At 58.3% G+C, this 26,724-nt stretch carries 26 protein-coding genes; 18 read left to right on the forward strand and 8 right to left on the reverse strand.

Going from position 1 to position 26,724, the window contains the following annotated elements:
• Positions 1–45 precede the first annotated feature (45 nt).
• The 4 genes from GT003_RS01800 to GT003_RS01815 are packed head-to-tail and all read left to right on the forward strand — an operon-like array spanning position 46 to position 3,327.
• The gene (locus GT003_RS01800; protein WP_161693784.1) at positions 46–897 is read left to right on the forward strand and encodes a class I SAM-dependent methyltransferase; all 852 of its coding nucleotides are present in this window, start codon (positions 46–48) and stop codon (positions 895–897) included.
• The gene (locus GT003_RS01805) at positions 894–2,018 is read left to right on the forward strand and encodes a glycosyltransferase (RefSeq protein WP_161693786.1); all 1,125 of its coding nucleotides are present in this window, start codon (positions 894–896) and stop codon (positions 2,016–2,018) included. Before GT003_RS01800 ends, GT003_RS01805 begins: the two co-directional genes overlap by 4 nt.
• Complete coding sequence (locus tag GT003_RS01810; RefSeq protein WP_161693788.1) at positions 2,015–2,707, forward strand: class I SAM-dependent methyltransferase; 693 nt, start codon at positions 2,015–2,017, stop codon at positions 2,705–2,707. Before GT003_RS01805 ends, GT003_RS01810 begins: the two co-directional genes overlap by 4 nt.
• 20 nt (positions 2,708–2,727) lie before the next feature.
• A complete protein-coding gene (locus GT003_RS01815; RefSeq protein ID WP_161693790.1) occupies positions 2,728–3,327 on the forward strand; it encodes a class I SAM-dependent methyltransferase in 600 nt (199 codons plus the stop codon).
• A 1,522-nt stretch (positions 3,328–4,849) separates the two neighbouring features.
• Here GT003_RS01815 and GT003_RS01820 read toward each other — a convergent pair.
• Positions 4,850–5,626: an alpha/beta hydrolase gene (locus tag GT003_RS01820; protein ID WP_161693792.1), complete on the reverse strand. Its 777-nt coding sequence runs from the start codon at positions 5,624–5,626 to the stop codon at positions 4,850–4,852.
• Positions 5,627–5,832: 206 nt separating this feature from the next.
• Between GT003_RS01820 and GT003_RS01825 the strand changes: the two genes are divergently transcribed.
• The 4 genes from GT003_RS01825 to GT003_RS01840 all read left to right on the forward strand — a co-directional run bounded on the left by GT003_RS01825 (position 5,833) and on the right by GT003_RS01840 (position 10,869).
• Entirely contained in the window at positions 5,833–6,414 is a 582-nt protein-coding gene (locus GT003_RS01825; protein ID WP_161693794.1) for a TetR/AcrR family transcriptional regulator, read from the forward strand.
• A gap of 23 nt (positions 6,415–6,437) precedes the next feature.
• Positions 6,438–7,955, forward strand: a complete 1,518-nt coding sequence (locus tag GT003_RS01830; RefSeq protein ID WP_161693796.1) for an MDR family MFS transporter — start codon at positions 6,438–6,440, stop codon at positions 7,953–7,955.
• A gap of 197 nt (positions 7,956–8,152) precedes the next feature.
• Entirely contained in the window at positions 8,153–8,905 is a 753-nt protein-coding gene (locus GT003_RS01835; RefSeq protein ID WP_161693798.1) for an ABC transporter ATP-binding protein, read from the forward strand.
• On the forward strand, positions 8,902–10,869 hold the full coding sequence (locus tag GT003_RS01840; RefSeq protein WP_161693800.1) for an ABC transporter permease: 1,968 nt from the start codon (positions 8,902–8,904) through the stop codon (positions 10,867–10,869). Before GT003_RS01835 ends, GT003_RS01840 begins: the two co-directional genes overlap by 4 nt.
• A gap of 23 nt (positions 10,870–10,892) precedes the next feature.
• On the opposite strand, the gene GT003_RS01845 is transcribed toward GT003_RS01840, so the two are convergent.
• From GT003_RS01845 to GT003_RS01860, 5 genes are all read right to left on the reverse strand, one after another.
• On the reverse strand, positions 10,893–11,924 hold the full coding sequence (locus GT003_RS01845; protein ID WP_239565645.1) for a sensor histidine kinase: 1,032 nt from the start codon (positions 11,922–11,924) through the stop codon (positions 10,893–10,895).
• Positions 11,921–12,580 carry a response regulator transcription factor gene (locus GT003_RS01850; RefSeq protein ID WP_170312109.1) on the reverse strand — a complete coding sequence of 220 codons (660 nt, stop codon included), beginning with the start codon at positions 12,578–12,580 and terminating at the stop codon, positions 11,921–11,923. The genes GT003_RS01845 and GT003_RS01850 overlap by 4 nt, the downstream gene beginning before the upstream one ends.
• Before the next feature lie 124 nt (positions 12,581–12,704).
• Positions 12,705–13,064 carry a hypothetical protein gene (locus GT003_RS01855; protein ID WP_161693805.1) on the reverse strand — a complete coding sequence of 120 codons (360 nt, stop codon included), beginning with the start codon at positions 13,062–13,064 and terminating at the stop codon, positions 12,705–12,707.
• A 203-nt stretch (positions 13,065–13,267) separates the two neighbouring features.
• Positions 13,268–13,495, reverse strand: coding sequence for a hypothetical protein (locus GT003_RS32390; RefSeq protein WP_239565644.1), 228 nt, complete (start codon positions 13,493–13,495; stop codon positions 13,268–13,270).
• Positions 13,496–13,554: 59 nt separating this feature from the next.
• Positions 13,555–14,187: a LysR family transcriptional regulator gene (locus tag GT003_RS01860; RefSeq protein ID WP_239565643.1), complete on the reverse strand. Its 633-nt coding sequence runs from the start codon at positions 14,185–14,187 to the stop codon at positions 13,555–13,557.
• A gap of 112 nt (positions 14,188–14,299) precedes the next feature.
• Between GT003_RS01860 and GT003_RS01865 the strand changes: the two genes are divergently transcribed.
• Positions 14,300–14,689, forward strand: a complete 390-nt coding sequence (locus GT003_RS01865) for a tautomerase family protein (RefSeq protein WP_161693807.1) — start codon at positions 14,300–14,302, stop codon at positions 14,687–14,689.
• 82 nt (positions 14,690–14,771) lie between these two features.
• Here GT003_RS01865 and GT003_RS01870 read toward each other — a convergent pair whose 3' ends face one another.
• Positions 14,772–15,407 (reverse strand): YfiT family bacillithiol transferase, encoded by a 636-nt coding sequence (locus GT003_RS01870; RefSeq protein ID WP_239565642.1) that lies wholly within the window; start codon positions 15,405–15,407, stop codon positions 14,772–14,774.
• Positions 15,408–15,552: 145 nt separating this feature from the next.
• Here GT003_RS01870 and GT003_RS01875 point away from each other — a divergent pair, with 145 nt between their 5' ends.
• The 6 genes from GT003_RS01875 to GT003_RS01900 all read left to right on the forward strand — a co-directional run bounded on the left by GT003_RS01875 (position 15,553) and on the right by GT003_RS01900 (position 22,511).
• Entirely contained in the window at positions 15,553–15,879 is a 327-nt protein-coding gene (locus GT003_RS01875; protein ID WP_161693809.1) for a carboxymuconolactone decarboxylase family protein, read from the forward strand.
• Positions 15,880–16,223: 344 nt separating this feature from the next.
• Complete coding sequence (locus tag GT003_RS01880) at positions 16,224–17,204, forward strand: carbohydrate ABC transporter permease (protein WP_161693811.1); 981 nt, start codon at positions 16,224–16,226, stop codon at positions 17,202–17,204.
• A 17-nt stretch (positions 17,205–17,221) separates the two neighbouring features.
• Positions 17,222–18,058, forward strand: coding sequence for a carbohydrate ABC transporter permease (locus tag GT003_RS01885; protein ID WP_161693813.1), 837 nt, complete (start codon positions 17,222–17,224; stop codon positions 18,056–18,058).
• Between the two features lie 54 nt (positions 18,059–18,112).
• Positions 18,113–19,687, forward strand: a complete 1,575-nt coding sequence (locus tag GT003_RS01890) for an ABC transporter substrate-binding protein (RefSeq protein ID WP_161693815.1) — start codon at positions 18,113–18,115, stop codon at positions 19,685–19,687.
• A 97-nt stretch (positions 19,688–19,784) separates the two neighbouring features.
• Positions 19,785–21,137: a sulfatase family protein gene (locus tag GT003_RS01895; protein ID WP_161693817.1), complete on the forward strand. Its 1,353-nt coding sequence runs from the start codon at positions 19,785–19,787 to the stop codon at positions 21,135–21,137.
• A gap of 18 nt (positions 21,138–21,155) precedes the next feature.
• Positions 21,156–22,511 (forward strand): sulfatase family protein, encoded by a 1,356-nt coding sequence (locus GT003_RS01900; RefSeq protein ID WP_161693819.1) that lies wholly within the window; start codon positions 21,156–21,158, stop codon positions 22,509–22,511.
• 103 nt (positions 22,512–22,614) lie between these two features.
• Here GT003_RS01900 and GT003_RS01905 read toward each other — a convergent pair whose 3' ends face one another.
• Complete coding sequence (locus GT003_RS01905; RefSeq protein WP_161693821.1) at positions 22,615–23,832, reverse strand: MFS transporter; 1,218 nt, start codon at positions 23,830–23,832, stop codon at positions 22,615–22,617.
• 230 nt (positions 23,833–24,062) lie between these two features.
• On the opposite strand from GT003_RS01905, the gene GT003_RS01910 reads away from it, so the two are divergent.
• The 3 genes from GT003_RS01910 (at position 24,063) to GT003_RS01920 (ending at position 26,597) form a co-directional block, all read left to right on the forward strand.
• A complete protein-coding gene (locus GT003_RS01910) occupies positions 24,063–24,473 on the forward strand; it encodes a winged helix-turn-helix transcriptional regulator (protein WP_161694285.1) in 411 nt (136 codons plus the stop codon).
• Between the two features lie 214 nt (positions 24,474–24,687).
• Positions 24,688–25,767, forward strand: coding sequence for a formylglycine-generating enzyme family protein (locus tag GT003_RS01915; RefSeq protein WP_239565641.1), 1,080 nt, complete (start codon positions 24,688–24,690; stop codon positions 25,765–25,767).
• Between the two features lie 425 nt (positions 25,768–26,192).
• Complete coding sequence (locus tag GT003_RS01920; protein WP_161693823.1) at positions 26,193–26,597, forward strand: RrF2 family transcriptional regulator; 405 nt, start codon at positions 26,193–26,195, stop codon at positions 26,595–26,597.
• Positions 26,598–26,724: the final 127 nt, after the last annotated feature.

Raw genomic sequence — 26,724 nt, forward strand, 5'->3', positions numbered from 1 at the left:
GTACCATAAAGTAGTAATATTCTAGGTAAAGTGGGAGGGGAAAGGATGTCATGTCCGCTATGCGCAGCCGTGGGCTTCGAGATGTTCGCAGCCTATGCCACGCATAAGCTCGTGGTTTGTCAAACCTGCGGCCTGGTGTACCAGCCTTATGATCGGGAGCGGGATGCAGCCGCCTTAATTGAAGAGATTTACGATGAGGCCTGGGTGTCGCTGCGCGAGAAATATGGGCAGGTGACCTATTTGAACCATACCGTCTTCAACACGCTGCTGCTGGAAATGACCGCTCCTGGCAAAGGCAGGCTGCTGGAAATCGGCTCCGGAACGGGCGAGTTTCTGTATATGGCCAAATGCGGCGGATGGGAGACGGTGGGCATCGAGCCGTCGGCCGCATCGTGCGGCTATGCAGCCGCCAAGTATGGGCTGCCGCTCCTTCGGTCGATGTGGAGTCCGGAACTTGCGGCGCGCAGCGGGCCGTACGATGCCATTGTCGCCTGGCATGTGCTGGAGCATATGGAGCGGCCGGTCACGTTCTTGACGGAGGCGGCATCGCTGCTCGAACCGGGCGGCCTCATCGCATTCAGCGTTCCGAACCGGGAGTCGCTCATGAATGAGATTCACGGCGTTCGATCGCCGTTGTATACCGAAACCGATCACCTGTGCCATTACGACCTTGGCAACGTCAGGCAGCTGGCCGCCGCCGCCGGATTGCGCGTCCATATGCTGTTCACGCGCCAATACGTCTACGGCTTCGAGCAGCTGCTCGCGGATCATCCCGTTCTGGACGGATTGTCCGCCGAACAACGCATGGGGCTGATTGCCCGTCTGCAGGGCGAAGGCAGGGGCCATGAAATCATTTGCGTCGCATTTCCATTAACGGACAGGAGGGCGGTATCGTGATTACCATCAGCTTATGTCTCATCGTAAAGGACGAGGAGGATGTGCTTGCGCGCTGCTTGGATTCCGTGAAGGCCGCCGTCGACGAAATCGTCATCGTGGATACGGGCTCGACGGACGCGACCAAGTCCATTGCCGCATCCTATACGGATCGCATCTACGATTTCGCCTGGATCGACGATTTTGCGGCCGCTCGCAATTTTGCCTTCAGCAAAGCGACCTCGTCCCATATTCTGTGGCTGGACGCCGATGACGTGTTCCTTGAACCGGATCTGGAGAAGCTGCTGGCGCTGAAGGCGTCGCTCGCTCCCGAGGTGGATACGGTGTCGATGGCCTATCATTTGGCGAAGGATGAATACGGTACGGTCACGAGCTCCCTGCGCCGCAATCGATTGGTCAAACGAGCCCGGGGATTCCGTTGGATCGGCGCCGTCCATGAATATTTGGAGGTATACGGCCAGTCGTTATCGTCGGACGCCGCGGTGACGCACGCCAGCCTTCGGCATGACAGCGACCGCAATTTGCGCATTTACGAACAGCGGCTGGCCAAAGGGGAGAAGTTCGGCCCAAGGGATTTGTTTTATTACGCCAATGAATTGAACGATCATGCCCGTTACGAGCAGGCCGTCCTGTACTACAGCCGCTTCCTTCTGACCGGAGAAGGGTGGGTGGAGGATAATATCGCGGCCTGCGGGAAAGCGTCGGATTGCTACTCGTCGCTCGGAGCGTCGGACTTGGCGCTGGAATACGCGCTGCGTTCGTTTCGTTACGGCCCCCCGCGGCCGGAATTCTGCTGCCGCATCGGCTATTGGCACCTGCAGCGGGACGCCTACGAAACCGCGGCCTATTGGTACGAGGCGGCGCTGAACGCGCCGAAGCTGGATCAAGCCTGGTCCTTGCAAAACAAATCCTGCGCAACGTGGCTCCCCCATCTTCAGCTGTGCGTCTGCTACGACAAGATGGGGGACCGCGAGAGGGCTTATGCGCACAATGAACGTGCCCGGGAATATCGGCCGAACGACGCTTCCGTGCTGCACAACAAAACATATCTGGAAGGCGTCCTCGAGCGGCCCGGGGATGCGACGGCATCGGAATCGGCAGCGCAAGCGGAGGTGTCCCGATGAGCGGCGGCGGAGCGGCAGCGGACGACGCGAAGTCCGAGGCTGCCCGGTTCTTCAAGACGTCCGACGACAGAGCGGACAGCTTCGTTTTTCCGCTTCCCGGGCCATGGTGGAGCAGGCCTTACGAATATGCGTGGTGCGCCGGCTTCGCGAAGCCGGACGACGTCGTGTTGGATGCGGCTTGCGGAATCTCGCACCCGTTCAAGTTTTTTCTGGCGGACCGCTGCAGGGAAGCGCATGCCTGCGATTGGGATGCGCGCATCCAATCGGAGACGGAGATCTGTTTGGACGTCGTGCGCGATTTCGGCAAGGGAGCGGCGGAGAATCTAATTCGGGCCGCCAGCCTGAGCCGCCTTCAGCGGGCGCATGCCAGCATTGCGGCGCTGCCTTATCAGGGCGCTGCATTCGATACGATCTTCTGCATATCGGTGCTGGAGCATCTGAGCGAGCAGGATTTGACGGCGGCTCTCGGCGAGTTCTACCGAACGCTGAGGCAGGACGGCAGAGTCGTGCTGACGTTCGACTATCCGACGGTCGACCTGCAGCGATTCAGGGAGCTGGCACAGCAGCAGGGTTTTATTTTCGCAGGCGACGTGACCGCGGAACTGCCCGAGGATGCGATTACTTCCGATCTGTGGGGAAGACTGTACTGCTACCGGGCGGTCCTGCGCATACGTCCGCCTCAGGCGTAATCCTGTCGGAGGAGGGACCTATGAATTTCGATTATATCTCGTATTGGGAGAACAACTATAAGGAAGGCGGAACGTCCGGAAGGGGCTCTTTCGGAGATTTGGCAGCCTTCAAGGCGGAGGTTGTCAATGCGATCATCGCGCAATACGGGGTGCGGCGCGTCATGGAGTTCGGGTGCGGAGACGGGCATCAGCTGTCGCTCATGCATTATCCGCAGTATCTGGGGCTCGATATCTCGCCGACCGCGGTGCAGCTGTGCGCGGAGAAGAATGGGGATGACCCGTCGAAGAGTTTTATGCTGTATCGGCCCGGCGCGTTCCAGAACCGCGGATTCGTGGAAGCGGATATGACGGTCTGCCTCGATGTCCTCTATCATATTACGGACGAGGCGGATTATAGGGCGACGCTTCGCGATCTGTTCAGTCCGAAGCCGCGCGTCGTCGTGTTGTACACGCGTTTGACCCGGGGATCGGAACCTCGGGTGGTCGAGACGATCCAGGATCGCGATATATTTCACTACCTGGCGGAGTTTGGGAACTATTACGTGCACGAGATCATTCCGCAGCGGTACAAGGAGCAGTCCTCGGCGGATTTTATCGTCCTGCGCCGCGGGGCGGATTGAAGAAACGGCTGCGGTAAGCTCGCTGCTCCGGCGATGGCTGCAACGGCTGTCGGAAGCGGCATCGCGATCGATGCTTGTGTCAAGTGGGATAGCAGACGGGTTGTCGCGATGCGCGAAGCCGTGCGCCGGCAGACGTGCAAAGAACCTTCGGTACCGCGTTCGCGGCAGCGAAGGTTCTTTTTCTTGGCTGTGAGCTGATGTCGGCGGCGGTGCAGATCGACCAGAGGCGGCGCTGCAGCACCAGTCTCAGGCTTGTCCGATAACGAGCCTAACGTTGCGCGAAAGTCGTCTGAAGCGGAGCATACGGCTGGGTTTGGCGCTGCGCTAAGTAGAGTATAGTCGAGCAAAACACCTCCTCCAGTGCTGAGCCCAAAACTCAGCCCGAAACCCAGTCCGAGCCCCAACTCCAACTCCAACTCCAACTCCAACCCCAACCCCAACGCCAACCCCAACGCCAACGCCAACGCCAACTCCAACTCCAACCCCAACCCCAACCCCAACCCCAACGCCAACCCCAACGCCAACGCCAACGCCAACGCCAACGCCAACTCCAACTCCAACTCCAACCCCAACCCCAACCCCAACCCCAACCCCAACCCCAACCCCAACCCCAACCGAGCCCTCAACCCAGCCCAAGACCGAACCCCAAATCGAGCCAAAACCGAGCCCGAACCGAGTCCCAACCCCAACCCTAAACCCCAACCAATCCCAAACCGATCGCCATACCCAGCCCCCAACCGAGCCCTCAAACGAGCCCCACACCGACAGCCAAACCCAGCCAAAAACCGTGCGCCAGCCCCAGCCCCAACCCCAGCCCCAACCCCAGCCCCAGTCCAAGTCCCAAACCGATCCCAAGACCGAGCCTGATACCCAGCCTCTACCACGTCCAACACCAAGCGCAAGCCGCCTAAAACTGAGCTCCATAACGAGCCAGACTCAACGTTCGCCCCCATTCGGTTCAGCGGCCAAACGCTAACGATTGTCAGACACGCTATTGGCCTCATTTCGAGGCAATCTGAACTCTAACGACTCTAGAAATGCTTATTTGAGCCGTATACCTCAGTATGGGGCTGAATTTGAGCTAATAGCGTGTGTGAGGATCGTTAGAATTCCAAAGTGCTCAATTAGACGAAGATAAGGCTTCTGAGATGCGTTAGCTTTCTCGCTCCATCAACTGTCTGGTTTCGACCGACTACCAAGGATCTTGGAACAAGTGAAGCGATAATCTATAATGGCTCACGCAATGAATGAAGCGGCCTGCTCCCTCGGCTCATCGTCCTTAATCTGGAGCAATGAACAATTCTAGTTCCGCCTGAGAGGCTGGAACAAAGAAGGGGGGAAATCCGTTCCTGCAAAATCGCAATCAGCGCAGCGATCCTAACCGAAGGTATTGCTGCTTGTGAAGTCACGCGAAGCCCAGCATCGACACTATCGGGTAAGAGTGGCTTTGGTGCGCAGCACCGCGGGAACGATTATCGAATTTGGCGATAAGGAGCGCATCGCTCCTTGAACAACCGGCACGTTAAACCTGAGCCCGGAACCACGCCAGGCACCCCTGCCACATTTCCGGCGGGAACCCGTGATCGAGGCCGGGATGTTCCGTGATCCCGATGCGCTCGGGGCTGTCGGCGTAAGGCCCGGCGAGGAGCAGCTCCCGAAAACGCCGCGCGGCTTCGGGCGGTACGTACGAATCCGCTCCCGCATTCTCGAAATGAATCCATGGCCGATGCGCGTACCGCCGTACGTTAGTGATCGGATCATAACGGTCGTATAGAAGCTGCGAGTACGTATCGCTCTCGCCCTGCGGGTCGACGGAGCCGGGGCGCAGCCAGTCCGGCGTGGCGATTGCGGCGCATACGCCGTCGATCCGCCGGTCGATGCCCGCGGCCGTCAAGGCGATATCGCCGCCCATCGAGATGCCGCCGGCCAGAATGCGGCCGGCGATGCCGAAGCGACGGACGGCCCAGTCGATCACGCGGGAGATATCTTCCGCCGTCATGGCGATAATGGGCCAGAAATAGAGACGACGCTCCTCGTTCACGCGATCGCGCATTTCCGGATGCGTCTCGGAGCCGACCGTGCGGTCGCCATGCTCGCGCAAGTCGAAGCTGACCGCGGTATATCCGGCCCGCGCCAGCTCCTCCAGCTGCGGAATCATTCCTTCTTTCTTGCCCGTGAAGCCAGTCAGCCAGATGACGAGATTTTGCTTTTCGGAGGACAAGCGTTCTGCAGGGGCAGCCCAAATTACCGGAATATGCGAGGCGGAATCAGTCCCATGCTGGATGCGGAATTCATTCATAGCCGTATCATCTCCTGGATCGATTTTTTGCATGAAGGGGAAGCGAAAGCGGAAAGTATGTACAAATTACTTATACCCCGGCGGACCGGAAATTGGAAACATTTATTAAAAAATGCGGTTGACATGCGGCGTGAAAATGAATATGATAAGCTCATCAAAGTAAATGAATGATTTATTCATTCATTCGAAGTGGAGGGGCGCGCCGCATGTCAACGGATTCCGAACACATTCGCGACGAACGCAGGGAACAGATCAAGAAGGCGGCCTTGAAGGTGTTTGCCCAATACGGCCTCATCGGCACCAAGATGAGCATGATCGCCAAGGAAGCGAAGATCAGCGACGGCTTGTCGTACCGTTATTTCAAATCCAAGGACGAGATCTTGACCGAACTCGTCCAATCGGCGGTAGACGGCTCGAACGAAGCGTTCGCGTTCATCGGCTCGATGCCCGGAACGCCGGTCGAGAAGCTTCGCGTGCTGGCTCAGGAGATTTTGCAGGAGGATAATCATTCCTTCATCTTGATGCAGCAAGTTTTTGCCGCGCGCGAAGTGCCGGCCGAGGTTGCGAGGATCATCGCGGATTATGACCCGATGTCGATCATCGGCGCGTTGACGCCGATCGTAGCGGAAGGGCAGAAGAACGGCCAATTCATCGAAGGCGATGCCCGCGAACTGGCCAACTGGTATTTGACGGCGCTCGTCGGTCTAATGAACGTCAACACCTCCGAGTACGAGTTTTACAGTCGGCCGACGCCGGAGTTCATGCTCCGTCTGCTGCTGAAGCACTAATTAATGACGAGAGTGGTGTAACCATGGTAAAAGAATCAACGAACAAAACCTTGATTATGATCGGCCTGCTGCTGGGTCTCGTCTTCTCGGAGCTGGACCAGACGGCCGTGTCGACCGCGCTGCCGACGATCATTCGGGAACTGCACGGCTTGTCGCTGTTCGGATGGGTCGCGGGCATCTACATGCTGGCCATCACGGTGTTCATGCCGATCTTCGGCAAGATGGCCGATTTGTACGGCCGCAAGCGAATTTATCTCGGCTGCGTCGCCCTGTTCATGGTCGGTTCGATCCTATGCGGGTTGTCGGATTCCATGACGCAGCTGCTGATCGGCAGATGCGTGCAGGGCATCGGCGCAGGCGGACTGATGCCGCTCGCGATGATCATCATCGGCGATTCCTTCCCGCTCGAGCAGCGCGCGAAGGTGCAAAGCCTGATCGGACCGATGCTGATTCTGCCGCAGCTGATCGGGCCCACGATCGGCGGCTATTTCGTCAGCCATATCAACTGGCATTGGATTTTCCTGATCAACATTCCGGTCGGCCTCGTGGCGGGGCTGTTCGTAGCCAAAGGACTGCGCGAATCCGTGAGTCCCGAGAAGAAACAAATCGACTGGGCCGGCGCGGCCACGCTCGTGCTCGCCATACTGTCGCTGTTGTTCGCGCCCGTGCTGATCGACGTCAAAGGCTATGCGTGGTCGTCCCCGATCATTATCGGTCTGCTAGTCTTATCGGCCTTGTTCGTCCTGTTGTTCATCCGCATCGAAGCGCGGGCCGCGGAGCCGATTATCCCGCTGTCGCTGTTCCGCAACCGTTCCGTCGTCGTGCTGTCGATCATCGTCTTCATTACGATGCTCGGCGTCATGGGCGGCATGTCGGGTATGCCGTTCTTCGCGCAGATCGTCATGGGATTGACCCCGACGGCCTCCGGTTATCTGTCGCTCGGCTTCATGGCCGGCGCCATTCCGATGAGCATCGTCTGCGGCTTCCTCATTACGCGCGTCGCGTACAAATATTTGTTCATCGGCTCGTTCGTGCTGCCGATCGTCGGTTATTTCCTCCTGTCCCGCGTCGCGGTGGACACGACCGTGCTCTATATTCTAGCGGCCTTCTTCATTCTCGGTCTCGGTATCGGCGTCCTGTTCGGCAGCGACAATCTGATCGTGCAGGAGACGGTCAGCCCCGAGCATACCGGCGTCGGCGTCGCCACGGTGCAGCTGTTTCAGTCCCTTGGCGCGACGCTCGGCTTCAGCATCTTCGGCAGCCTGCTGTCCCGTCGCATTCACGACGGCATTGCCGGACTGTCGGATCAATTTCCGGCGGACGCCGCGGATTCGATCATGAACGGCGGCCTGCCTTCCGGACTCGCCTCCGGTCTCGTTCTACAGATCAAGACCGTGTTCGCCGATGCCTTTCAAGAGATGTTCCTGATCGGCGCGATCTTCGCGGCGGCTGCATTCCTGGCATGCTGGTTCATGAAGCGCGAGGTACTGACGCCGAAGCCGGAAGCGAAAGCGGAGCAAGCGGCGGTTATCCAAGGATAACGGAAGCAAAGGAAGTACTGGGTGCAATAGGGGCCATAAGTGCTATAAGAGCCATAATTGCCAAAGGTGCCATAGGTGCCATAGGTGTCATAGGAGGCCGCAAAGTGACAAAACCGTCACCTTGCGGCCTCCTATTTCGATGGATATGGCGATCCCGTCCCGTCTATAGTAGAGATAACGAAAGGGAGGGAGCGCTTATGAACGCATCCGCAATTATCCGTACCGAGAATATATCGAAGGCTTACGGCAAAACGACGGTACTGAAAAACATCGACCTGTCCGTCATGGCCGGCGAATTTACCGCTGTCATGGGACCTTCCGGTTCGGGGAAGTCGACCTTGATGAACGTATTATCGACGATCGACCGATTTACGGGGGGCGACGTGTGGCTCGAGGGGCAGTCGCTGCTTGCGCTGGACAAGAAGGAGCTGCGCCGATTCCGGCAGGAGCGGATGGGGTTTATTTTCCAAGAGTATAACCTGCTCGACACGCTGACCGTGAAGGAGAATATTCTGCTGCCGCTGTCGCTGCGCAAGGTGAAGGCGGGAGAATTGAACGGGAAGCTTATGCCGATCGTACAAGCCCTGAACATCGCGGACCTGCTGGACAAGTACCCGAGCGAATTATCCGGCGGCCAGAAGCAGCGCACCGCCTGCGCGCGCGCGATCATCACCCAGCCTGCGATCGTCTTCGCGGACGAGCCGACGGGGGCGCTGGATTCCAGGTCGGCGACCCAGCTGCTGGAAGAGCTGACTTCGCTGAACGGCCTGTTCGGCACGACGCTGCTGATGGTCACGCATGACGTCTATGCGGCAAGCTATTGCAAACGGGTTATTTTCCTGCGCGACGGGGCGATCGTCAATGAATTGTATGCCGGCGAACAGAGTCAGCAAGCCTTCTACGACCGCATCCTGGAAACGCAGAGCTTGCTGGGAGGAAAGCTGCGATGAATCTGCTCGAGCTGTCCTTGAAGAACGTCCGCCGCAGCTTCGGCCTGTATACGATCTACGGGATTTCCATGTTAATCGGGATCATGATTTTCTTCTCGTTCTCGTCGGTCATGTATAACGATGATATCTTGGATGCGCTGAAGAATATCCAAAACTTCGATGCCGGCTTCCTCATTGCCTCCGCCGTCATCGTGTCCTTCATTCTCTTGTTCGTTCTCTACGCCAACTCCTTCTTCATCCGCCAGCGGAAAAAGGAGCTCGGCCTGTATATGCTGTACGGCATGAACGAGCGCCATCTGCTGTCGATGCTGTTCTACGAGACGCTTGCCATCGGCGCGGTCGCGCTGGTCATCGGGGGGCTGCTGGGCGGCTTGCTGTCCAAGGTCTTCGGCGCGCTGCTCATGAATCTGATGAAGTACGATCAAGTCGTGTCGCTGGACTTTCCGGTGCGGGCGATCATCGCTTCGGTCATCGTATTCGTCGTGCTGCACGTCGCCGTCAGCATCCAGAGCTACCTGTTAGTGACGCGGGTGCAGCTTATTGACCTGTTCCGAGCGAAAGAGCAGCAGGAGAAGCCGATCCGGACCTCGGCAGCGCTCGCGATTCTCGGTTTCTTCCTGCTCGGATCCGCGCTCGCGATGATCGGAGGCGGAAAGCAGTCCGCGTTCTGGACGGATTACTCCGGCGTCTCCTTGATCTATTGCGCGATCGGCATCATCGGCGGCACGTACTTGTTCTTCCGGCAGTTCGCCGGCTGGCTGCTGCAGGTATGGAGCCGCACAAGAGGCTACCTGAGCGGCAATACGACGCTATGGACGTCCGCGATCCGGTTCCAAATTCGCGGCAATACGCTGAATCTCACGTTTATCTCCCTGTTCAGCACGATGCTTGTCCTGCTCGTGTGCTTCGTGTCCATCAACTATTCCGTTCAATTCGAAGCGGTCGGCCGCAACCTGCCGAACGATATCGCCTACGAATCGAAGAGCGCGGCCGTGGATGCCGAGGTCAAGCAGGCCATCCAGGCCTCGGGACACGGGATCGAAGGCAGCTATTCCCTGAAGCTGCTGCGCGCGAAGGCGGTGACCGATCCTGTAGTCGCCTTCGAGAATCCCGAATATTTCTCCCCTGGAATCCTGCTCGCGTCGGCCTCGGATTATAATGCGTTCGTTCAGCGGCGCGGCGACGATCAACAGGTTCGCCTCGCCGGAGACGCGGCGGTGTCGCTGTCGCAGGGCATGGATGTCCCGCTGCCGGTGGCAGGCTCGGGAACGGACTTCGCGATCCGCACTGGTTCCTCGCAGAAGGTATTCAAACTGGTGGAGAAGAAGGACTACGCGCTGCTTGGCTGGTCGTCCGATCCCGTCCTGTCCATGAATAAGAAGGCCGCGGTGCTCATCATATCCGATGACGCCTTCGCGAGCTTGAAGGCGTCGGGTACCGCTATGTCGACGTTTCAAATCTACGATATCGCCGATGCAGGCGATGCCGAATCGCTCTCGGAGCAGCTGCACGGCATCGTGACGAAGGATCCGGAGACGTACTATTCCTCCTTCGCGGACGTGTATTCCAAGCAAATCGAAGGCTCTTCGCTGCTGTTGTTCGCAGGCGCGTTCCTGGCGCTGATCGCGCTCTTCGCGCTTGCCAGTGTGATCTATTTCAAGCAGCTGCGCGAGGCGACGGAAGCGCGCCGGCAATTCGCGATTCTCCGCAAGCTGGGCGTGGGCAGGCGGGAGATGATGAACGTCATTCGCAAGCAGCTGCTGTTCGTGTTCGCGCTGCCGCTCCTGCCGGGTCTGCTGAGCAGCTGGCTGATCATCAAGACGTATATTTTGGATTCCGTTCAGGATTTTCCGAATTTGATCGGCATGGTATGGGGTATCATCGCGCTGTACTTCCTGATCTATGCCGGATTCTATCTTGTTTCCACGAATCTGTACTACCGGATTGCCAATCGCACGACCTAACGATTACAGCCCCGGCGACTGCATTAGTCGCCGGGGCTGTTCGTTTCGCCGCGGGCAGGGTCGGCATGCCGCAGCGTCTCGCGATAAGGATCGTGATTCCTCGGAAAATGAATCGTCATCTCCGTAAATCGGCCGGCTTCCGAGACGCAGGTCAGATAATGGCCGAGCTTCTTCGACAGCTCCTGCGCCAAGTACAAGCCCATGCCTGTCGACTTCATATGGACGCGGCCGTTCGTTCCGGTAAAGCCCCGATTGAAGATGCGCGGCAAATCGCGGGGCTCGATGCCGATGCCGCTGTCCCGCACGATCAGGAGCTTTTCTTGGCCGTTCGTCTGCGCCGAGATGCGGATCTCGCCGTTTGCGGGCGTGTATTTGAGGCTGTTCGACAGCAGCTGGCCGATGATGTAATGCAGCCATTTGGTATCGCTTTGCACGATCGTGGGACCGACTTCGAGCGCGAGGCGGATTTTTCGCGCGATGAACGTTTTGGACCATGACTTAATGACATGCTTAAGCAGCGGCTCGAGATCGCAGTTGACCAGATCGTAATCCTGGTTGAAATCGTCCAGCTTCGCATAATAGAGCGCCTGGTCAACGTATTGCTCGATGCGGGCGACCTGCTCCTCCAGGCTTCGCGGCTCGATCTCGGTCTGCTGCATGAGGCGGATGACGGAGATCGGCGTCTTCACTTCGTGGAACCAGGTCACGATAAAGTCGTAATATTCCTTCTGTCTCGCATGGACCTCGTTCAACGCCCGGATATGCGCGCGCTCCATCTCTTGAACGACGCGCTGGTATGCTTCCGCTTCCAACGACAGCGGCGCGGCGTCCTCCTCGCGCATGGTGCGGACCGCATACTCGTTCCTATAATATCGGTACCCGAAGAACGCTGCCATGAGGAGCAGCTGCAGGACGATCAGATAGACGAGGCTGTCGGTATGGAGATGGTTGCCGGGATCCGCGTACCAGATCAGCATGACCAGCCCGAAGGTCGCTGCGGAGAGCAGCATGTAGGAGCGCTCGTAGTAGAGGAAGCGGAGCAGCTTCAGCTTCATTCCACGATATACCCCATTCCTTTGCGCGTCGCGATGAAGGATTCCAGCCCGAGATCGGTGATTTTGCGGCGGAGGCGGTTCACGTTCACCGTCAGCGTGTTGTCGTCGATGAACTGCTCGTCATGCCATAATGCCTGCATGAGCTCGTCCCGCGATACGATGGCGCCGATCTTCCGCAGCATCACGCCCATGATGATGAATTCGTTGCGGGTCAGCTCGATGGTACGTCCTTCGAAGTCGACGGAGGAGCTGGCGAGGTTCAACTGCAGGCCGCGGTGCCGAAGCTGCAGGCTGTCTTCCTGGTAGGTATAGTTGCGCCTCAGGAGCGCGCTTACCTTCGCCACGAGAATCTCGAGGTCGAACGGTTTCTGCACGAAATCGTCGCCGCCCATGTTGATGGCCATGACGATGTCCATATTCTGATTGCGGGAAGAGAGGAAAATAATCGGCACGTTGGATACGGCGCGGATCTGCCGGCACCAGTAGAAGCCGTCGAACACGGGCAAATTGATATCGAGCACGACCAGATGCGGCCGGTGATGTTCGAACTGCTGCTTCACTTGGCTGAACTCGGCCAGCTCGACGACGTCGTACTGCCATTTGCGCAGCGTATCCGCCACGATGCCGCGAATGTCCGCGTCGTCCTCCACGAGCATGATTTGGAACACGTATAACCCTCCTTCGGCGAATGCCTGGATGTCCGTTCCAGTATACCATGGCGGGGGAGGAGGAGTCGCCGCTCCGCGCTTTCTGGTTACTGGTTAGGGGCACCGATAGGCCTCATGCACAAAGTGTGCTTCGCGGGCCAAAAGCGCTCACTGCGCCAACTTCGCCAACTTCGCCAACTGCGCCAACTGCGCCAACTGCACTAAATGCACCAAGGAGCGAGTGTTTACTGAGCTGGCATGATGAAAGTTGCAGGAAGTGCAACAATTTAGCCTGATTTCGGCTAGCAATCTGAAATTCTTGCATAAAATCCAAGAAAGTAGCGGGGAATGGCTCGGAATGGTGTATTTTCTGCGAAAGTCTTGTATTTTGTGCAAGAATTCGTTGAACAGTGATCGCATCAAGCTTGAATTGTTGTACATTATGCAACATTTCATTAAACAGTAATCGATTCAGGCTAGAATTGGTGCACATTGTACAACATTCTCAGACCGGTTGCACGTGTGGACTTCGAATCTTGCATGTTCCGCCGAACAAGGCAGGAGCAGTGAAAGCAGGCTCGGACCGATTTGCTGCTTGTAGCGGACTGTTTGCTGCCTGTGATTTTAGCGCTGCAATCTGCAAGCATTCCCTTAACATTCGCCTCCGTACAAGGGGACGAGGTGTACGAATGCGTCTTAGGAGAGAGAGGCGTCGGAGGAAGAGCCTGCAAGACGCGCATGGACGCCATCCTGCAAACATTGCAGCAGCAGGTCAAGGGACATGGGCATATAATCCGCGGTCTTCGGCAGAAGAATGCCGACGGGGATATCGACCGACTCCAGCCGTACCGGCAGTCGGACGACGTCCGCCGGCAGCGGCGTCGATTCCAGCACCACGCCAACGGCGGGCAGCGATCGGATCATTGCGGGAATCGAGGTGATGCGGCTGACGGTATGAACCAGCGGCAGCGTCCCGATACGAGTTAAGGCCCGTTGGACGTGCAGATGGTATAGACAGGTTTTGCCGCCGAGAATGCGGGATAGTCAAACAGTGCCGAGACGGGCACTTCGCCGCTTCCGCCGACCGCAGCCGCAAGCGGATGATCGTCCGTCGCGATGAAGGAGGCCCGCTCGCTGCAGAGCGGCCGGAACCGCAGACCTTCAACGGCGTCAGGCTGCCCGCATATGGCGGCTTGGATGGTTTGACCGCGAATCTCGCGGGCGAGAGCATCCGTGCTGCCGATCGTGAAATGAACGCTCATCCTCAGTTTCAATGCGCTAAAGGCCTGCATGGCCGCAGGCATCACGTCATCTGCCAGCGATTCGATCAGCCCGATACGAAGCTCTCCGATCTCCTCCTCCCGCAATGCCTTCGCCTGTTCGGCGGCATACTGCCAATGCGCGATAAGACGATCCACTTCGTCGGCGTAGCGCCGGCCGGCTTCCGTCAGCTCCGCATCCCATCCTCGCTTGAACAGCTGCAAGCCTAACTCCTGCTCCAGCCGCTTGACCTGGCTCGTCACCGTAGACTGCGCATAGTTCAGCTTCGCGGCAGCGCGGGAAAACGTCCCTTCCTGCACGATCGTTCGGAAGGTCACTAATTCTTTCAAATCCATAATCCGCGCTCATCTCCATCGGTGTTTCGATTAAGAAGTTTATTATATTCAATTATACAGATGAAGTTGATCCGCGTACAATGAAACCATGCCTACTAGAGGAGTGATGAACATGCCATTTATCCGCGTCGGTTACCTGGAAGAACATTATAATGAGGGACAGCTTGAGGCAGTCGGAAGCGTATTGATGCGGGCCCTTCAGGAGGAGTTCGATGTGCCGGACGAGGATTATTTTCAGGTCTACCACGGGCATAAAAGAGGTGAATTCCAATACAGCCGCAATTACTTGCATGTCGCGCGGGGAGACGGATTATTGATCATTCAGATTACGCTCGCTCCAGGCAGAAGCACGGAGAAGAAGCGAGGCTTCTATAAGAAGCTGGCGGCGCTTCTTCATGCGTCGTGCGGCGTGCGGGAAGAGGATGTGTTCGTCGTGCTCGTCGAGTCGGGCCTGGAGAATTGGTCGTTCGGCTGCGGTCTGGCGCAAATGATCGAACGTTAACCGGGCGAGCACAGGGGAACGAACGTTCAAGAGCATGCGCAGGGGAACGCACGTTCAAAAGCATGCGCAGCGGAACGAGCAGCTAAGCTTGGGCTTGGTTTTCGGCAATCGCAGGACTCAAGCCCATTCGCGTTCGCATGCCTTGCAGCTGCGCGATATGGTGCCGGCCGTGCCAGGCAAACCGCTCCACCGCTTGATCGAGCGTCATTAATCCATGCGAAGGACTCGTGAATGTCCGTTGAAACTGCTCCGCCGTCATGCGCCGAAGCAGCGCGAGGAACCGTTTATACAGCGCATCCAGCAAGAACAGCGACACTTCCGCCGGCGTATCCCGATAGTCGGCGAGTTCCGCGAAGGCGTCTTCCCGGAAGGTGCCCGCAAGCGGCGCTTCTTCCGTCAGCGCTCGTTTGAACCGGATAAAGGCGTTGAAATCGCTGTCGGCCAAATGATGGACGACCTGCAGCGCGTTCCATCCTCCGGGGCGGTAAGGAAGCAGGAGCTGCTCCGATGTCAGCTGCCCGACCTCCGAGCGCAGCGTGCCGGCAATGCCGGCTATGTCCTGCATCCAACGCTGCCTGTCCTCCGGCCCTGGATGCGATGCGGGTACCAGGCGTCCGAGGGGGAAGCGCATCCGCTCGAGCTCCTCTTCGCTCACGCGCTGGAATTCCGATTTGCCGCTGGCGTTAAATTGCTTATCGTTCGATGGATCGTCTGCCATAATCCCGCTCCTTTTCTTGATTCGTTATTCCGCGAGCCGCATAGGCTGTCGACTAGCTTCTTCACCGCGCCGGCGAATTCCTTCCATTCGGATCCCGACTATCGTTCGGATTCCAACCATCATTCCGCTACAAGGAGGACATCACATGCACAGACGTATCCCTTCGACGGCACGAACATCATTCGGCGCAACGGCTCCAGCCTTCGTCCGCTATACGGAAGAGGTGCTGTTCGGAGACGTATGGCGCCGGGAGACCCTTTCACTGCGGGACCGAAGCCTGATTACCTTGTCGGCGCTAGTGTCGGCGGGATTGACCGATCAACTTCCGTACCACATGCGGCTGGCAAGCGAGGACGGATTGACCGAGGAAGAACTGGCGGAGGCCGTCACGCATTTGGCCTTTTACGCCGGTTGGCCGCGGGCTGCGTCAGCGCTGGATATCGCCAAAACCGTCTTCGGCAGGGACAAGTGAATTAGCCATCGCCGTTAACGGAGGCGAGAATGAAGCCGGCCATAGACGCAATGAGCGAATGCAGTCGCACGGCTTAGCTTCCAGAAAAATCCCAAAAAACAGTTGACAGCCCTTAACAAGAAGGCGTATGATTCAATTCATATTAATAACCGAGTAAGTTTATGGGAATTAGATGTTATGTGAATGCAATGATTACGTCGCTTGTCGACCGGAACACCGGAGACATGCCGCAGGTATCCATTACCTATGGCATGTCTTTTTTCGTTCCCGCATAGGGGCGGATCGGGCAATAGAAGCTTCCGCTGCGCGGCAGACGCGCAGGGGGCTGCAAAGGAGGCGGGAAAATGGGCTCATCGATCATCGCTCAAAAGGAATCGAGATTCAAAACGACACAAGAAGACCGCGTGCCGAAGCTGCATTACCGGCTGCGCAAGGAGTTGTGGTGCCTAGCCTTTATCGCGCCGCAGCTGGCATTGTTTCTGTTATTCACGGCTTACCCGATCGTCATGAGCTACGTCTATGCGTTCTTCGATTGGAACGGTTACGGTCCGCTGAAGGAATTCACGGGCTTCGACAATTTCACGGAGACGCTGAAAGACCCGATATTCTGGAACGCCTTCCGCAACAGCCTGCTGTTTATGATGTGGCTGGTTCTCGTGCAAGTGCCGCTCGCGCTTCTCGCGGCGCTGCTGATGAACGCGGAATGGCTGAAGGGCAAAATCATCTACCGAACGATCATCTTCCTCCCGGTTGTCACGACCACGGCCGTCGTCGGACTCGTCATGCGCTTCGTCTTCGGTGCCTACAAGGGGCTGTTCAATGAGATGCTGTTGAAAATTGGGCTCATCGCGCAGCCGGTCGACTGGCTGGGGTCGGTTGATACGGCGCTTCTCATCGTCGTGATCGTCGGCATCTGGAAGAGCTTCGGCATGAAAATGGTCTACTGGCTCGCGGGTATTCAATCCCTGCCGAAGGAAGTATTCGAATCGGCGCGGATCGACGGGGCTTCGTCCATTCAACTGCTCCGCTACATTACGATTCCGCTGCTGCTTCCCGTCGGCAGCGTCATCGTCTTGATGTCGGCGGTCAATGCGCTGCATGTATTCGATTTGGTGCAGACGATGACCGGCGGCGGGCCGGCGTTCAAGACCGACATGGTCGACGTTTATATTTACCGGTATGCCTTCTCGGGGAGCGGGGAAGCGCGGGTCGGCTTCGCGTCGGCGGCGGGCGTCCTGTATGGCATCGTCGTGATGGGCATCTCGATCCTGCTGGGACTGTTCGTCCGATTGAGCGGCGGCCGGAGGAATCAGAAGCGTTTCTAATCAAAGGAGGGGGAAGCATGCGGGGAACAAGATGGCGCGGTCCGAGGCTGCTGCTGCATCTCGTCTTGATCGCAGCCGGCATCGTGTGGATCTATCCGTTCATTTGGATGCTGACGGCATCGCTCAAGACGACGAATGAATATATCTCGTCGGGCATCTCGCTGCTGCCGAAGAAGCTGCAATTCGGCAATTACGAGCGGGCTTGGGAAACGGCGCATTTCTCGGTTTATTTCTGGAATACCGTCATCGTGACGGCCTGCGTCGTGCTGATGATTCTAGCGGTGTGCGCGCTGACGGGCTATGCGGTCGGACGGTTCAGGTTCCGGGGACGAATCGCATTCGTATCGGCGGTTACCGCCACGATGTTCATGCCCAAAGGGTATACGATCATCCCGGTCTACACGCTCGTGGATTCGCTCGGGCTGAACAATTCGCTGTGGGGCGTCATTCTGGCGGAGGCCGGCGGCGGGCACGTGCTGTTCATCCTGCTGTTCGTGGCTTACTTCCGTGGTCTGCCGAAGGAGCTCGAAGAATCGGCCGACATCGACGGCAGCGGATTCTTCCGGACCTTCGCGACCATCATGCTGCCGCTGGCGAAGCCGGTCATCGCGACGACGGCGATCATGCAGTTCATGTGGACGTGGAATGCATTCCTCATGCCGCTCGTCTTCACGCTCAGCAAGCCGGAGCTTCGGACGCTCGGGGTAGGCATGTTCCAGTTCACGGGAGAGAATACGATGGATTGGACCGGATTCGCTGCAGCGGCCAGCATCTCGCTGCTCCCGATATTGGCCGTCTACATGCTGCTGCAGCGGTATTTTATCGAAGGGGTCGCCGGTGCCGTGAAAGGCTAGCCAGCTGACAGGAAGCCAGGAATTGAATGTTAATTATGAGGAGGAGTTCGGGTCATGGGAGCAAAAAGGGTGCAGTGGACAGGAGTTATCTTGCTGGGGGCATCGGTGGCGCTTGCGGGCTGCTCGGACAACCAGGCGGAGAATGCGGCCGTGAAGGACAATGCCGGCAGTCAAGCAACGAAGGAAGGCAGCGCGTCGTCGAATGCCAAGGAAGCGAAAGCAGCCGAAGGCGAAGAGACGGTCGTCACGCTGTGGGGCGCGAGCGATTTTTTGAAAGGCAACGCGAGTCCCGGCCAGCAGATGGTCAAAGCGTTCAACGAGCAGAACAAGGGGCATATCCGCGTCGATGCGCGCTACATGCCTTGGGCGGAGTACAATACGGCGGTCCAGGCGGCGGCGACGTCCGGCGAGCTGCCGGATATATTCCAAACCCCGCAGGATACGGATATTCGGACGATCGTCGCGAACGGCTGGGCGCAGCCGTTCGACGGCCTAGTATCGGATGCGTGGAAGACGCAGTTCACCGCCGCCGCGTTCGCGGAAGGCGTCAATGTTATCGATGGCAAGACGTATTCCTGGCCGCTAACCGGTCCTCAGCTTAACTCCATCCTGTATTACAACAAAGGCGTGCTGGAAGCGGCAGGCCTGGATCCCGAGAAACCGCCGGCGACCTGGGATGAGCTTCGCGCGGCGGCCAAGACGGTTACCGAGAAAGGCAAAGGCGACGTCTTCGGTCTCGTATTCGGCGGCGGGGAGCATGGAGACGCCTCCGGCATCACCAAATTCGTCGGGTCGCTGGCCGGCGGCATTAATTCTCAGGCGGCGTTCGGCTTCGATTACAAGACGGGCCGCTACGAATACGGCTCCGACGCGATCGTCGAGTCGTTCGATTATCTGACGAAGCTCAAGGCGGACGGCAGCATCTTGCCTTCGTCCTATACGCTGAAGAATACGGAGGCAAGCGCTCTGTTCGGCCAAGGCAAGGCAGCCTTCCTCGTCGACGGCCGCGCCCGGATGTGGATCGTGAAGCGCGATTCCCCGGACATTAAGCTCGGGCTGACGTCGATTCCGACCAAAGACGGGAGCAAGCCGACGTATTACTACGTATCCGCCGATCCGAGCGGCTATCTGATCTCCTCGAGTTCCAAGCACGCCGAGGCGGCAGGCGAGTTCATCGAGAAAGGGTTCGCTTCTCTGCTGTTCTACGAGAAATATTTGCACAGCGGCGTCGCGCTGACGCCGATCGCGAGCATTAACGACGATGCGTCGCTGTACCCGTATCCGGAATTCAATACGTTCCTGGAGCTGCACAAATCCGAGCTGAAGCTGCGTCCCGACTACGCGATCCGCAATCCGCTGACGGCAAAGGTCATCGTGGAGCTTGGCAGCCTCGCGCAGCCGAAGATCAAGCCCGGCTACGGCAATATTCTGCAGTCCGTACTGATCGGCGCGGGCAGCGGGAAGGACATCGCGACGCAATTGAAGGCGTATGACGAGAAGCTGAACAAAGGGTTGGACGACGCCATTGCTAAAGTAAAGGGCGAAGGCGCGAACGTCAGCCGCGACGACTTTACCTTCCCGGACTGGGATGGGACGAAGGATTTTACGCTGGACGATTACAAGCAATAGCATCCGCGATGCGATGATGCATGCCTGGAGCCGCCGCAAGCCTGCGATAAACGGCAGCATGGCGGCTTGCATCTCAATACGAACAGGAGTGGATACCATGGCTGACCAAAGCCGACAGCCGAACGTGATCGTCTTCTTCACGGATCAGCAGCGCTGGGATACGACCGGCGCTCACGGCAACCCGCTCGGACTGACGCCGAATTTCGACCGGATGGCGGCCGGAGGGACGCATTTGTATCATTCGTTCACGTGTCAGCCGGTGTGCGGTCCGGCCCGTTCGGTGTTCCAAACGGGGCTCTATCCGACGACGACAGGCTGTTATCGCAACAAAATCCCGCTGCCCGAAGGAAGCCGGACGCTTGCGCACTATTTCAACGATGCGGGCTATCAAACCGGATACATCGGCAAATGGCACCTGGCGGATGAGAATCCCGTACCGGAAAGCGGACGAGGCGGCTATCGTTACTGGCTGGCGGCCAACGCGCTCGAGAGGACGTCGGATTCGTACGACGCCGTCGTCTTCGATAACGACAACGCCCGCGTCAAGCTGCCGGGCTATCGGGCGGATGCGCTGACGGATGCGGCAATCCGCTTCATCGATCGGGAGAAGGAGCAGCCGTTCTTCTTGTTCCTGTCCTTCTTGGAGCCGCATCACCAGAATCACCGCGACGATTACCCTTCTCCCGATGTATACAGGGATGCATTCACGGGCAGATGGACGCCGCCGGACCTGACGGCGCTCGGAGGCAACAGCGCGCAGCATCTAGGCGGATATTACGGCATGGTCAAGCGGCTCGACGAGGCGTTGGGCCGCGTCTGCGATGCGGTCAAGAGCTTAGGGCTCGCGGAGGATACGATCATTCTGTTCACTTCCGACCATGGATGCCACTTCAAGACGCGCAACGGCGAATACAAGCGCTCCTGCCATGAAAGCTCCATCCGCGTGCCGACCGCGGTCGTCGGTCCGGGCTTCGACAGCCGCGGGCAGGTTCGCGAGCTGGTCAGCCTGATCGATCTCGCGCCGACGCTGCTGGATGCCGCGGGCATCGAGGTGCCGGAGCAGATGCAGGGCCGGTCGATCATGCCTCTTCTTCGCCGGGAATCGGGCGAGTGGCGGGACGATGTATACGTCCAGATCAGCGAGGAAGGCATCGGCCGCGCGATCCGCACGAAGCGTTGGAAATACGCGGTCGCTTCCGTTGACGGCGCGAAGGATGCGCCATCCGCTGACGTTTATGAGGAGCGATTTCTGTACGATCTGCAAGCCGATCCGTACGAGCTTACGAATCTGATCGGCTATGAATCGCACCGGGACGCAGCGACCGCAATGAAGGAGCGGCTGCTTCGGCGAATAGCGGAGGCTGGCGAAGCGCCGGCGACGATTATTCCCGCAGAGAGCAGGCGCGCCAGCGGACAGCGCCGCGTGAGCGAAGCCGAAGTCCGCGCTTAAACGAAAGGAGAATTACCGATGGCTAATTCGATCGTATTGATATCCGACGAGCACAACCCGTTCTACTCTTCCGTCTACGGACATCCGTTCATCCGGACGCCGAATATGGAGCGCCTCGCGCGCGCAGGCACCGTGTTCGAGAATGCTTATTGCCCGTCGCCGCTCTGCAGTCCGAGCCGAAGCGCGTTCTTCTCCGGCAAACGGGTACACGAGCTGCAAAATTACAGCAACTGCAACCTCGCCGTGCCGTCGGACGCGCCGGCATACGGCAGCGTGCTGCGGGAGCAGGGCATCTATACGGCTTACTTCGGCAAGACGCATGTGTATGCAGCTGCCGAGAAACTCGGCTTCTCGGAAATCCATGACGGCAAAGCGCGGCAAACGCCGGGCGATATCAATTTCGTTCGCCGTCCCCTGGCGATAAGAGAGGGCGCGGCGGAGCGGGCTAGCGGCTTCGGCGTGAAAGAAACCGCTTTCGACGGCGATTTGAAGGTCATGAACGCGGCGCTCCGCTGGCTGGAGGAGACGGCGCCGCTGCTTGACAGGGATTGGAATCTGACGATTAACCTGCTGAACCCGCATTTTCCGCAATGGAACACGGAGGCGTATTGGGCATTGTATCCGGAGGCGGCCGATCTGCCGCGGTTCGGCGGGGACGAAGAAAGCGCGAAGCACCCGTATGCGCGCGATCTGCGGGACCATTTCGAGACGGACCTCTTCACGGAAGCGCAGATTCGCGGCCTCAGGCGCGGTTATGCCGGCAACGTCGCGTTCATCGACGACCAGCTTGGACGATTGCTGGATGCGGTGGCCGAAGGGGGATGGGATGCCTCGACCCAAGTGGTCTATACGTCCGATCACGGCGAGATGCTCGGTAAATTCGGCATGTGGTGGAAATGCTCGCTCTACGAAGATTCCGTTCGGATCCCATGCATCGCGGCCGGGCCTGGATTCGCCGAAGGAAAGCGCGTCCGGACGCCGGTCGATCTGCATGACGTGCAAGCATCGTTATTCCAAACGGCAGGAGCGCGGCGGCCCGCGGATTGGGCCGGCAGCCCGCTGCAGCGGATCCCGGCGGACGATCCCGAACGCGCCGTTTTCTCCGAATATCACGGGCATGGCACCCGGGCCGCCGCTTATCTGATTCGCAAAGGCGATTGGAAGCTGATCTATTGCACGGAAGCGGCTCATCTGCTGTTCAACCTGGCTAGCGACCCAGACGAGCTGCATAACGTGATCGCCGATTATCCGGAGAAAGCCGCGGAGCTGGAGCAGGAGCTTCGCCGCATCTGTTCGCCGGAAGCGGAAGACGAGCGCGCGCATGCCTTTCAGGCGAGGCAGGCCGAGCTGCTGGCCGCGGCGGCGAGGACATAGGCCGCGTAAGAGACGGTGTCGGCTCGCATTGGATCGATCTCGATGCATGCCGGAGAAGGCGGGTTCGTGCAGCTGCGCGAACCCGTCTTCTCTATGCGAATCTTTAGCGTCGATCCGCCATGGCTGAATTGGCTTGAACGAGCGCGTCCTTCGACGGCCGGCGAGCTCTGCCCTTGGCGAAACCGATCAAGCCGGCAGCCAAGCCGAGCAGCAGTATGCCTCCGGCCAGCCAAGGATGATAACGCAGCGTCGAAGCATTCGTCAGCAGGACGCCTCCCGCGCCGGCTCCGGCTGCGAGGCCGAGATGGATAATGGACGTATTCAAGCTGAGGATGAGATTGGCCGACTGGGGTGCTCGTTGAATAAAATAGCTTTGCATCGCCGGGCCTACGGCAAACATGGAGAACACCACGAATCCGAGCAAGATGCTGCCTGCAATAACCGAGGCCTGGAATAGCGGAAGCAGGACAAGCGCGGCGATATGGAGCAGGACGCCGGCCACGATGACTCGCGCAGCTCCCCAGCGATCGACGCCGTAGCCGCCGATTCGGGAGGCCGCTGCTCCGACGACGCCGAACGCGAGCATCATGAGGCTGACTCCGGATACGCTGTAATGAAGCATTTGCTGGAGAAACGGGGTCATGAACGTAAACAGGACGGAGTTGCCGGATTCGCGAAGGAACGTGAGTATCAGGGCGCTGACGATAACCGTGCTGCCGATCGCTTTGAATTGGCTGCGGAATGACGTTGGCGCGTCGCCTTCGATCTTGGGCAGCAGTCGGTAAAGCAGGAAGATGAAGGCTAGGCTGACGATGCCGAGGAGGAGGAAGATCGCCTGCCAGCTCAGCCGATTCGCGATAGCGATACCGAGCGGAACGCCGAGAATCATCGCGCTGCTGAATCCGAGGACGATCGTGCCGATGGCGCTGCCGAGCTTCTCCTGCGGTACGATTCGGGCCGCGACGCCGAACGCGACGACGAGATAAACCCCGGAGCTGATACCGAGCAGGATGCGGGAGAGCAGCAGCAACCCGAATGTCGTGCTAACGCTGGAAGCGAAGCTGCCGAGAATGAAGAAGCCGAGCGCGCCGATCATCACCTTGCGGCGTTCGAGCCTGGAAGTGAGCGAGATGACGATCGGGGTGCCGACGGCGAAAGCGGCGGAGTAAGCGGTGATGAGCAATCCGGCCGCGGCCAGCGTAATATGAAGGTCGGCTGCGATGACGTTCAATATCCCGGAGACGACGAGCTCGGACGTTGCGGTGAAGAATGCGCCGAATGCCAAGGCGTACACGGTCAGACGATAAGCGTTTGTTTTCATGCGGTTCAATCCCTTCCTGGATATGGTAAGCGTGCTCTTGGATGTAGTATAATAAAGTCACTAACATAAAGTAAGAACGCAAAGGAATTGGATATAATCCAACTAAATGGACTTACTAACAATAAGTAAGTGAAGTGAGGGTTAAGAGGATGAATCCACAAGCAGGTCCAGACCCGATCGGGGCCGATCTATCCATCAAGGAGCCAAGCCGCGAACCGCAGATCGAGCAAATGAATGAGCAGCAGAACGAGCAGCATAACGGGCAAAAGATCGAGCAGCAGCTTGAGCAGCAGAAAGACCAGCAGCCCTCCAGGTTCACGAATATTTGCTCCGTCTTGGAAATTCTCGGCGCGAAGTGGGCGTTTCTGGTCATTGCCGAGCTGAGTGCGGGACCCAAACGCTTCAATCAGCTGAACCGCGACATGAAGGTCGTCAAGACGCAGTCGCTCACGGATGTGCTGCGACATTTGGAACGCAGCGGCATCGTGCGCAGGGAAGTGTTCCCGACCGTGCCCGTTACGGTGGAGTATGCATTGACCGAGAAGGGCCACGGATTCCAGAGCGCGCTGAAGGAAATGGAGAAATGGGCGGTCAAATGGGGAGACGGCACGAATAACGATCCGCGGGAGAAGATTGGCTGAAGAAATGGAAAGCCTGCTTTCATGCATTGACAAGCATCGAATGAAGCAGGTATCATTCAACACATCATGATACCCGAGAAAGCCCGTTGGAATTAGACAAAACCAAGCCGCTCGCAGATCGGAACGCTGGAGACATGCTGTGAGAACGCCGGTTCTTGCGTCGTGTCTCTTGCCGCCATGCTGATCCGGAGAGGCGGATAGGAGCGACTTGAAGATGACTAGAGAAGACATGCCTTCCTGCTGCTGCGCTGCGTCACGAACATCGCAGGAGGAAGCGAATACGACTGAGGCTGACCGTGCAGGTTCTGGACATGCCGGAGACCTGTCCGAGACGGTGCCGTCCCAAGCAGCGCGTTCCGAAGCAGCTCCGGCCCAAGAAGAACGGTTCGAAGCGAAGCCTGAGGCGGCAAACCCGTCGCAGGGAACTGCGGACGGGCATATCGGCCGGCAGGGGATGGTCCTGCTTCAAGGCGGGGAATTTCTGATGGGGACGAACGACGAGGAGGGCTTCCCGAATGACGGGGAAGGACCGGTTCGGGAGGTGAACCTGTCGCCGTTCTACATGGATGCCTGCGCGGTCACGAACGCGGAGTTCGCCGCATTCGTCAAGGCGACCGGCTACGTGACGGAAGCGGAACGGTTCGGCTGGTCGTTCGTGTTTCACTTGTTCGTGCCGGAAGCGCTGAAGGCCACCGCCAAGCCCGTTCCAGGCATACCGTGGTGGCTTGCGATCGACGGCGCATGCTGGCATAGACCGGAGGGGGCGGGCTCCCACGTCGAAGATCGGCAGGACCATCCCGTCGTGCACGTGTCGTGGAGCGATGCCGCCGATTATGCCAGATGGGCGGGCAAACGGCTCCCGACCGAAGCGGAATGGGAATACGCGGCGCGCGGGGGCTTGATTCAGAAACGCTATCCATGGGGCGATCTGTTGAAGCCGGACGGCGAGCATCGCTGCAACATTTGGCAGGGGAAGTTTCCGGACAAGAACAACGCCTCCGACGGCTATGCCGGGACGGCGCCTTCGCAATCGTTCCAACCGAACGGCTTCGGCTTGTACAACATGTGCGGCAACGTATGGGAATGGTGCGGCGACTGGTTCTCCACCCGCCATGCCCGGCCGGGCAGTACGAACCCGAAGGGACCCGCTTCGGGGACGGCGCGAGCGATGCGAGGCGGTTCGTACTTATGCCACCAATCGTATTGCAATCGGTACCGGGTCGCGGCTCGCAGCTCGAATACGCCGGACAGCTCGACGGGCAACATCGGCTTTCGCTGCGCGGCGGACGTCTGACCGACGCTCGCTGCGGCCTGGTCCAAGCACGGCAAGCAACCTCTTGATCGCAGCAAAGCCGGCCTTCTCGGCACGGAGAAGGCCGGCTTGTTTCCCGTTAACTGGATTGCGTCTTATTCGATTCATCCCGGTTTTCTCGGGCATGCGGATTCGCGCCTTCGAGCAGCCGATACCGTCCCGGCGTATGCCCCGTGCGACTTGAACACTTTGCTGAAGTAGCTGACGTTGGAATAGCCGATGTCGCGGCAGACGTCTTCCAGCGAATATTTCGGCTGCCGCAGGCTTATAGGTCGCCAAGCCCGCTTGGCGATGTTTCTCGTTGCAAGGACATCACCGCCATCCGTTTCCCGGCGGCAAGTTGAGTTCTCTCCTAATGTGTGCTAAAATCAGCACATTAAGATAGACAGGGGCGTTAGCGAACATCGATGGCTCAATTGAAACGATTCGGATTAGGCTTACAGGCACTTATCGTGCTGGCGACGAATGAAGAGCTTCGCTCGAGCGCGGAGATCGCGGAGCAAATTCAATGCGAGCCTACGGCGCTTCGCAAGATATTGGCGCAGCTTGGCGATGCCGGCCTGATCGAGGTCAGACAGGGCCGCGCGGGCGGTTACGAGCTGACTCGTTCGGCGGAGGCGATTACGTTATTCGAGGTGTACACGTCTCTGCATGAGGAACAGCCGCAGTGGGACCGGATGCTCGACACGACGGGCAGTCATGGCTTCGGCCAGCAGGTCAATGAATCCTTTCAGCGCATTATGTCCGACATCAACGCGCAGGTCACGATGGTGCTCGGAAATTACACGGTGGCCGATTTGATTCGACGCTAAAAAATTTTGCCTAAAATGTGCAAATTATTGCTCACTTTTACTCCCGCTCCAGTTTCTATCATTCCTCCCATCGGAGTACGAACGCTAAGTTATAGCGATCTATTGAATCAGACATCCTGAAGAGAAA

This window comes from Paenibacillus sacheonensis (assembly GCF_009909195.1).
GTDB lineage: Bacteria > Bacillota > Bacilli > Paenibacillales > Paenibacillaceae > Paenibacillus_Z > Paenibacillus_Z sacheonensis.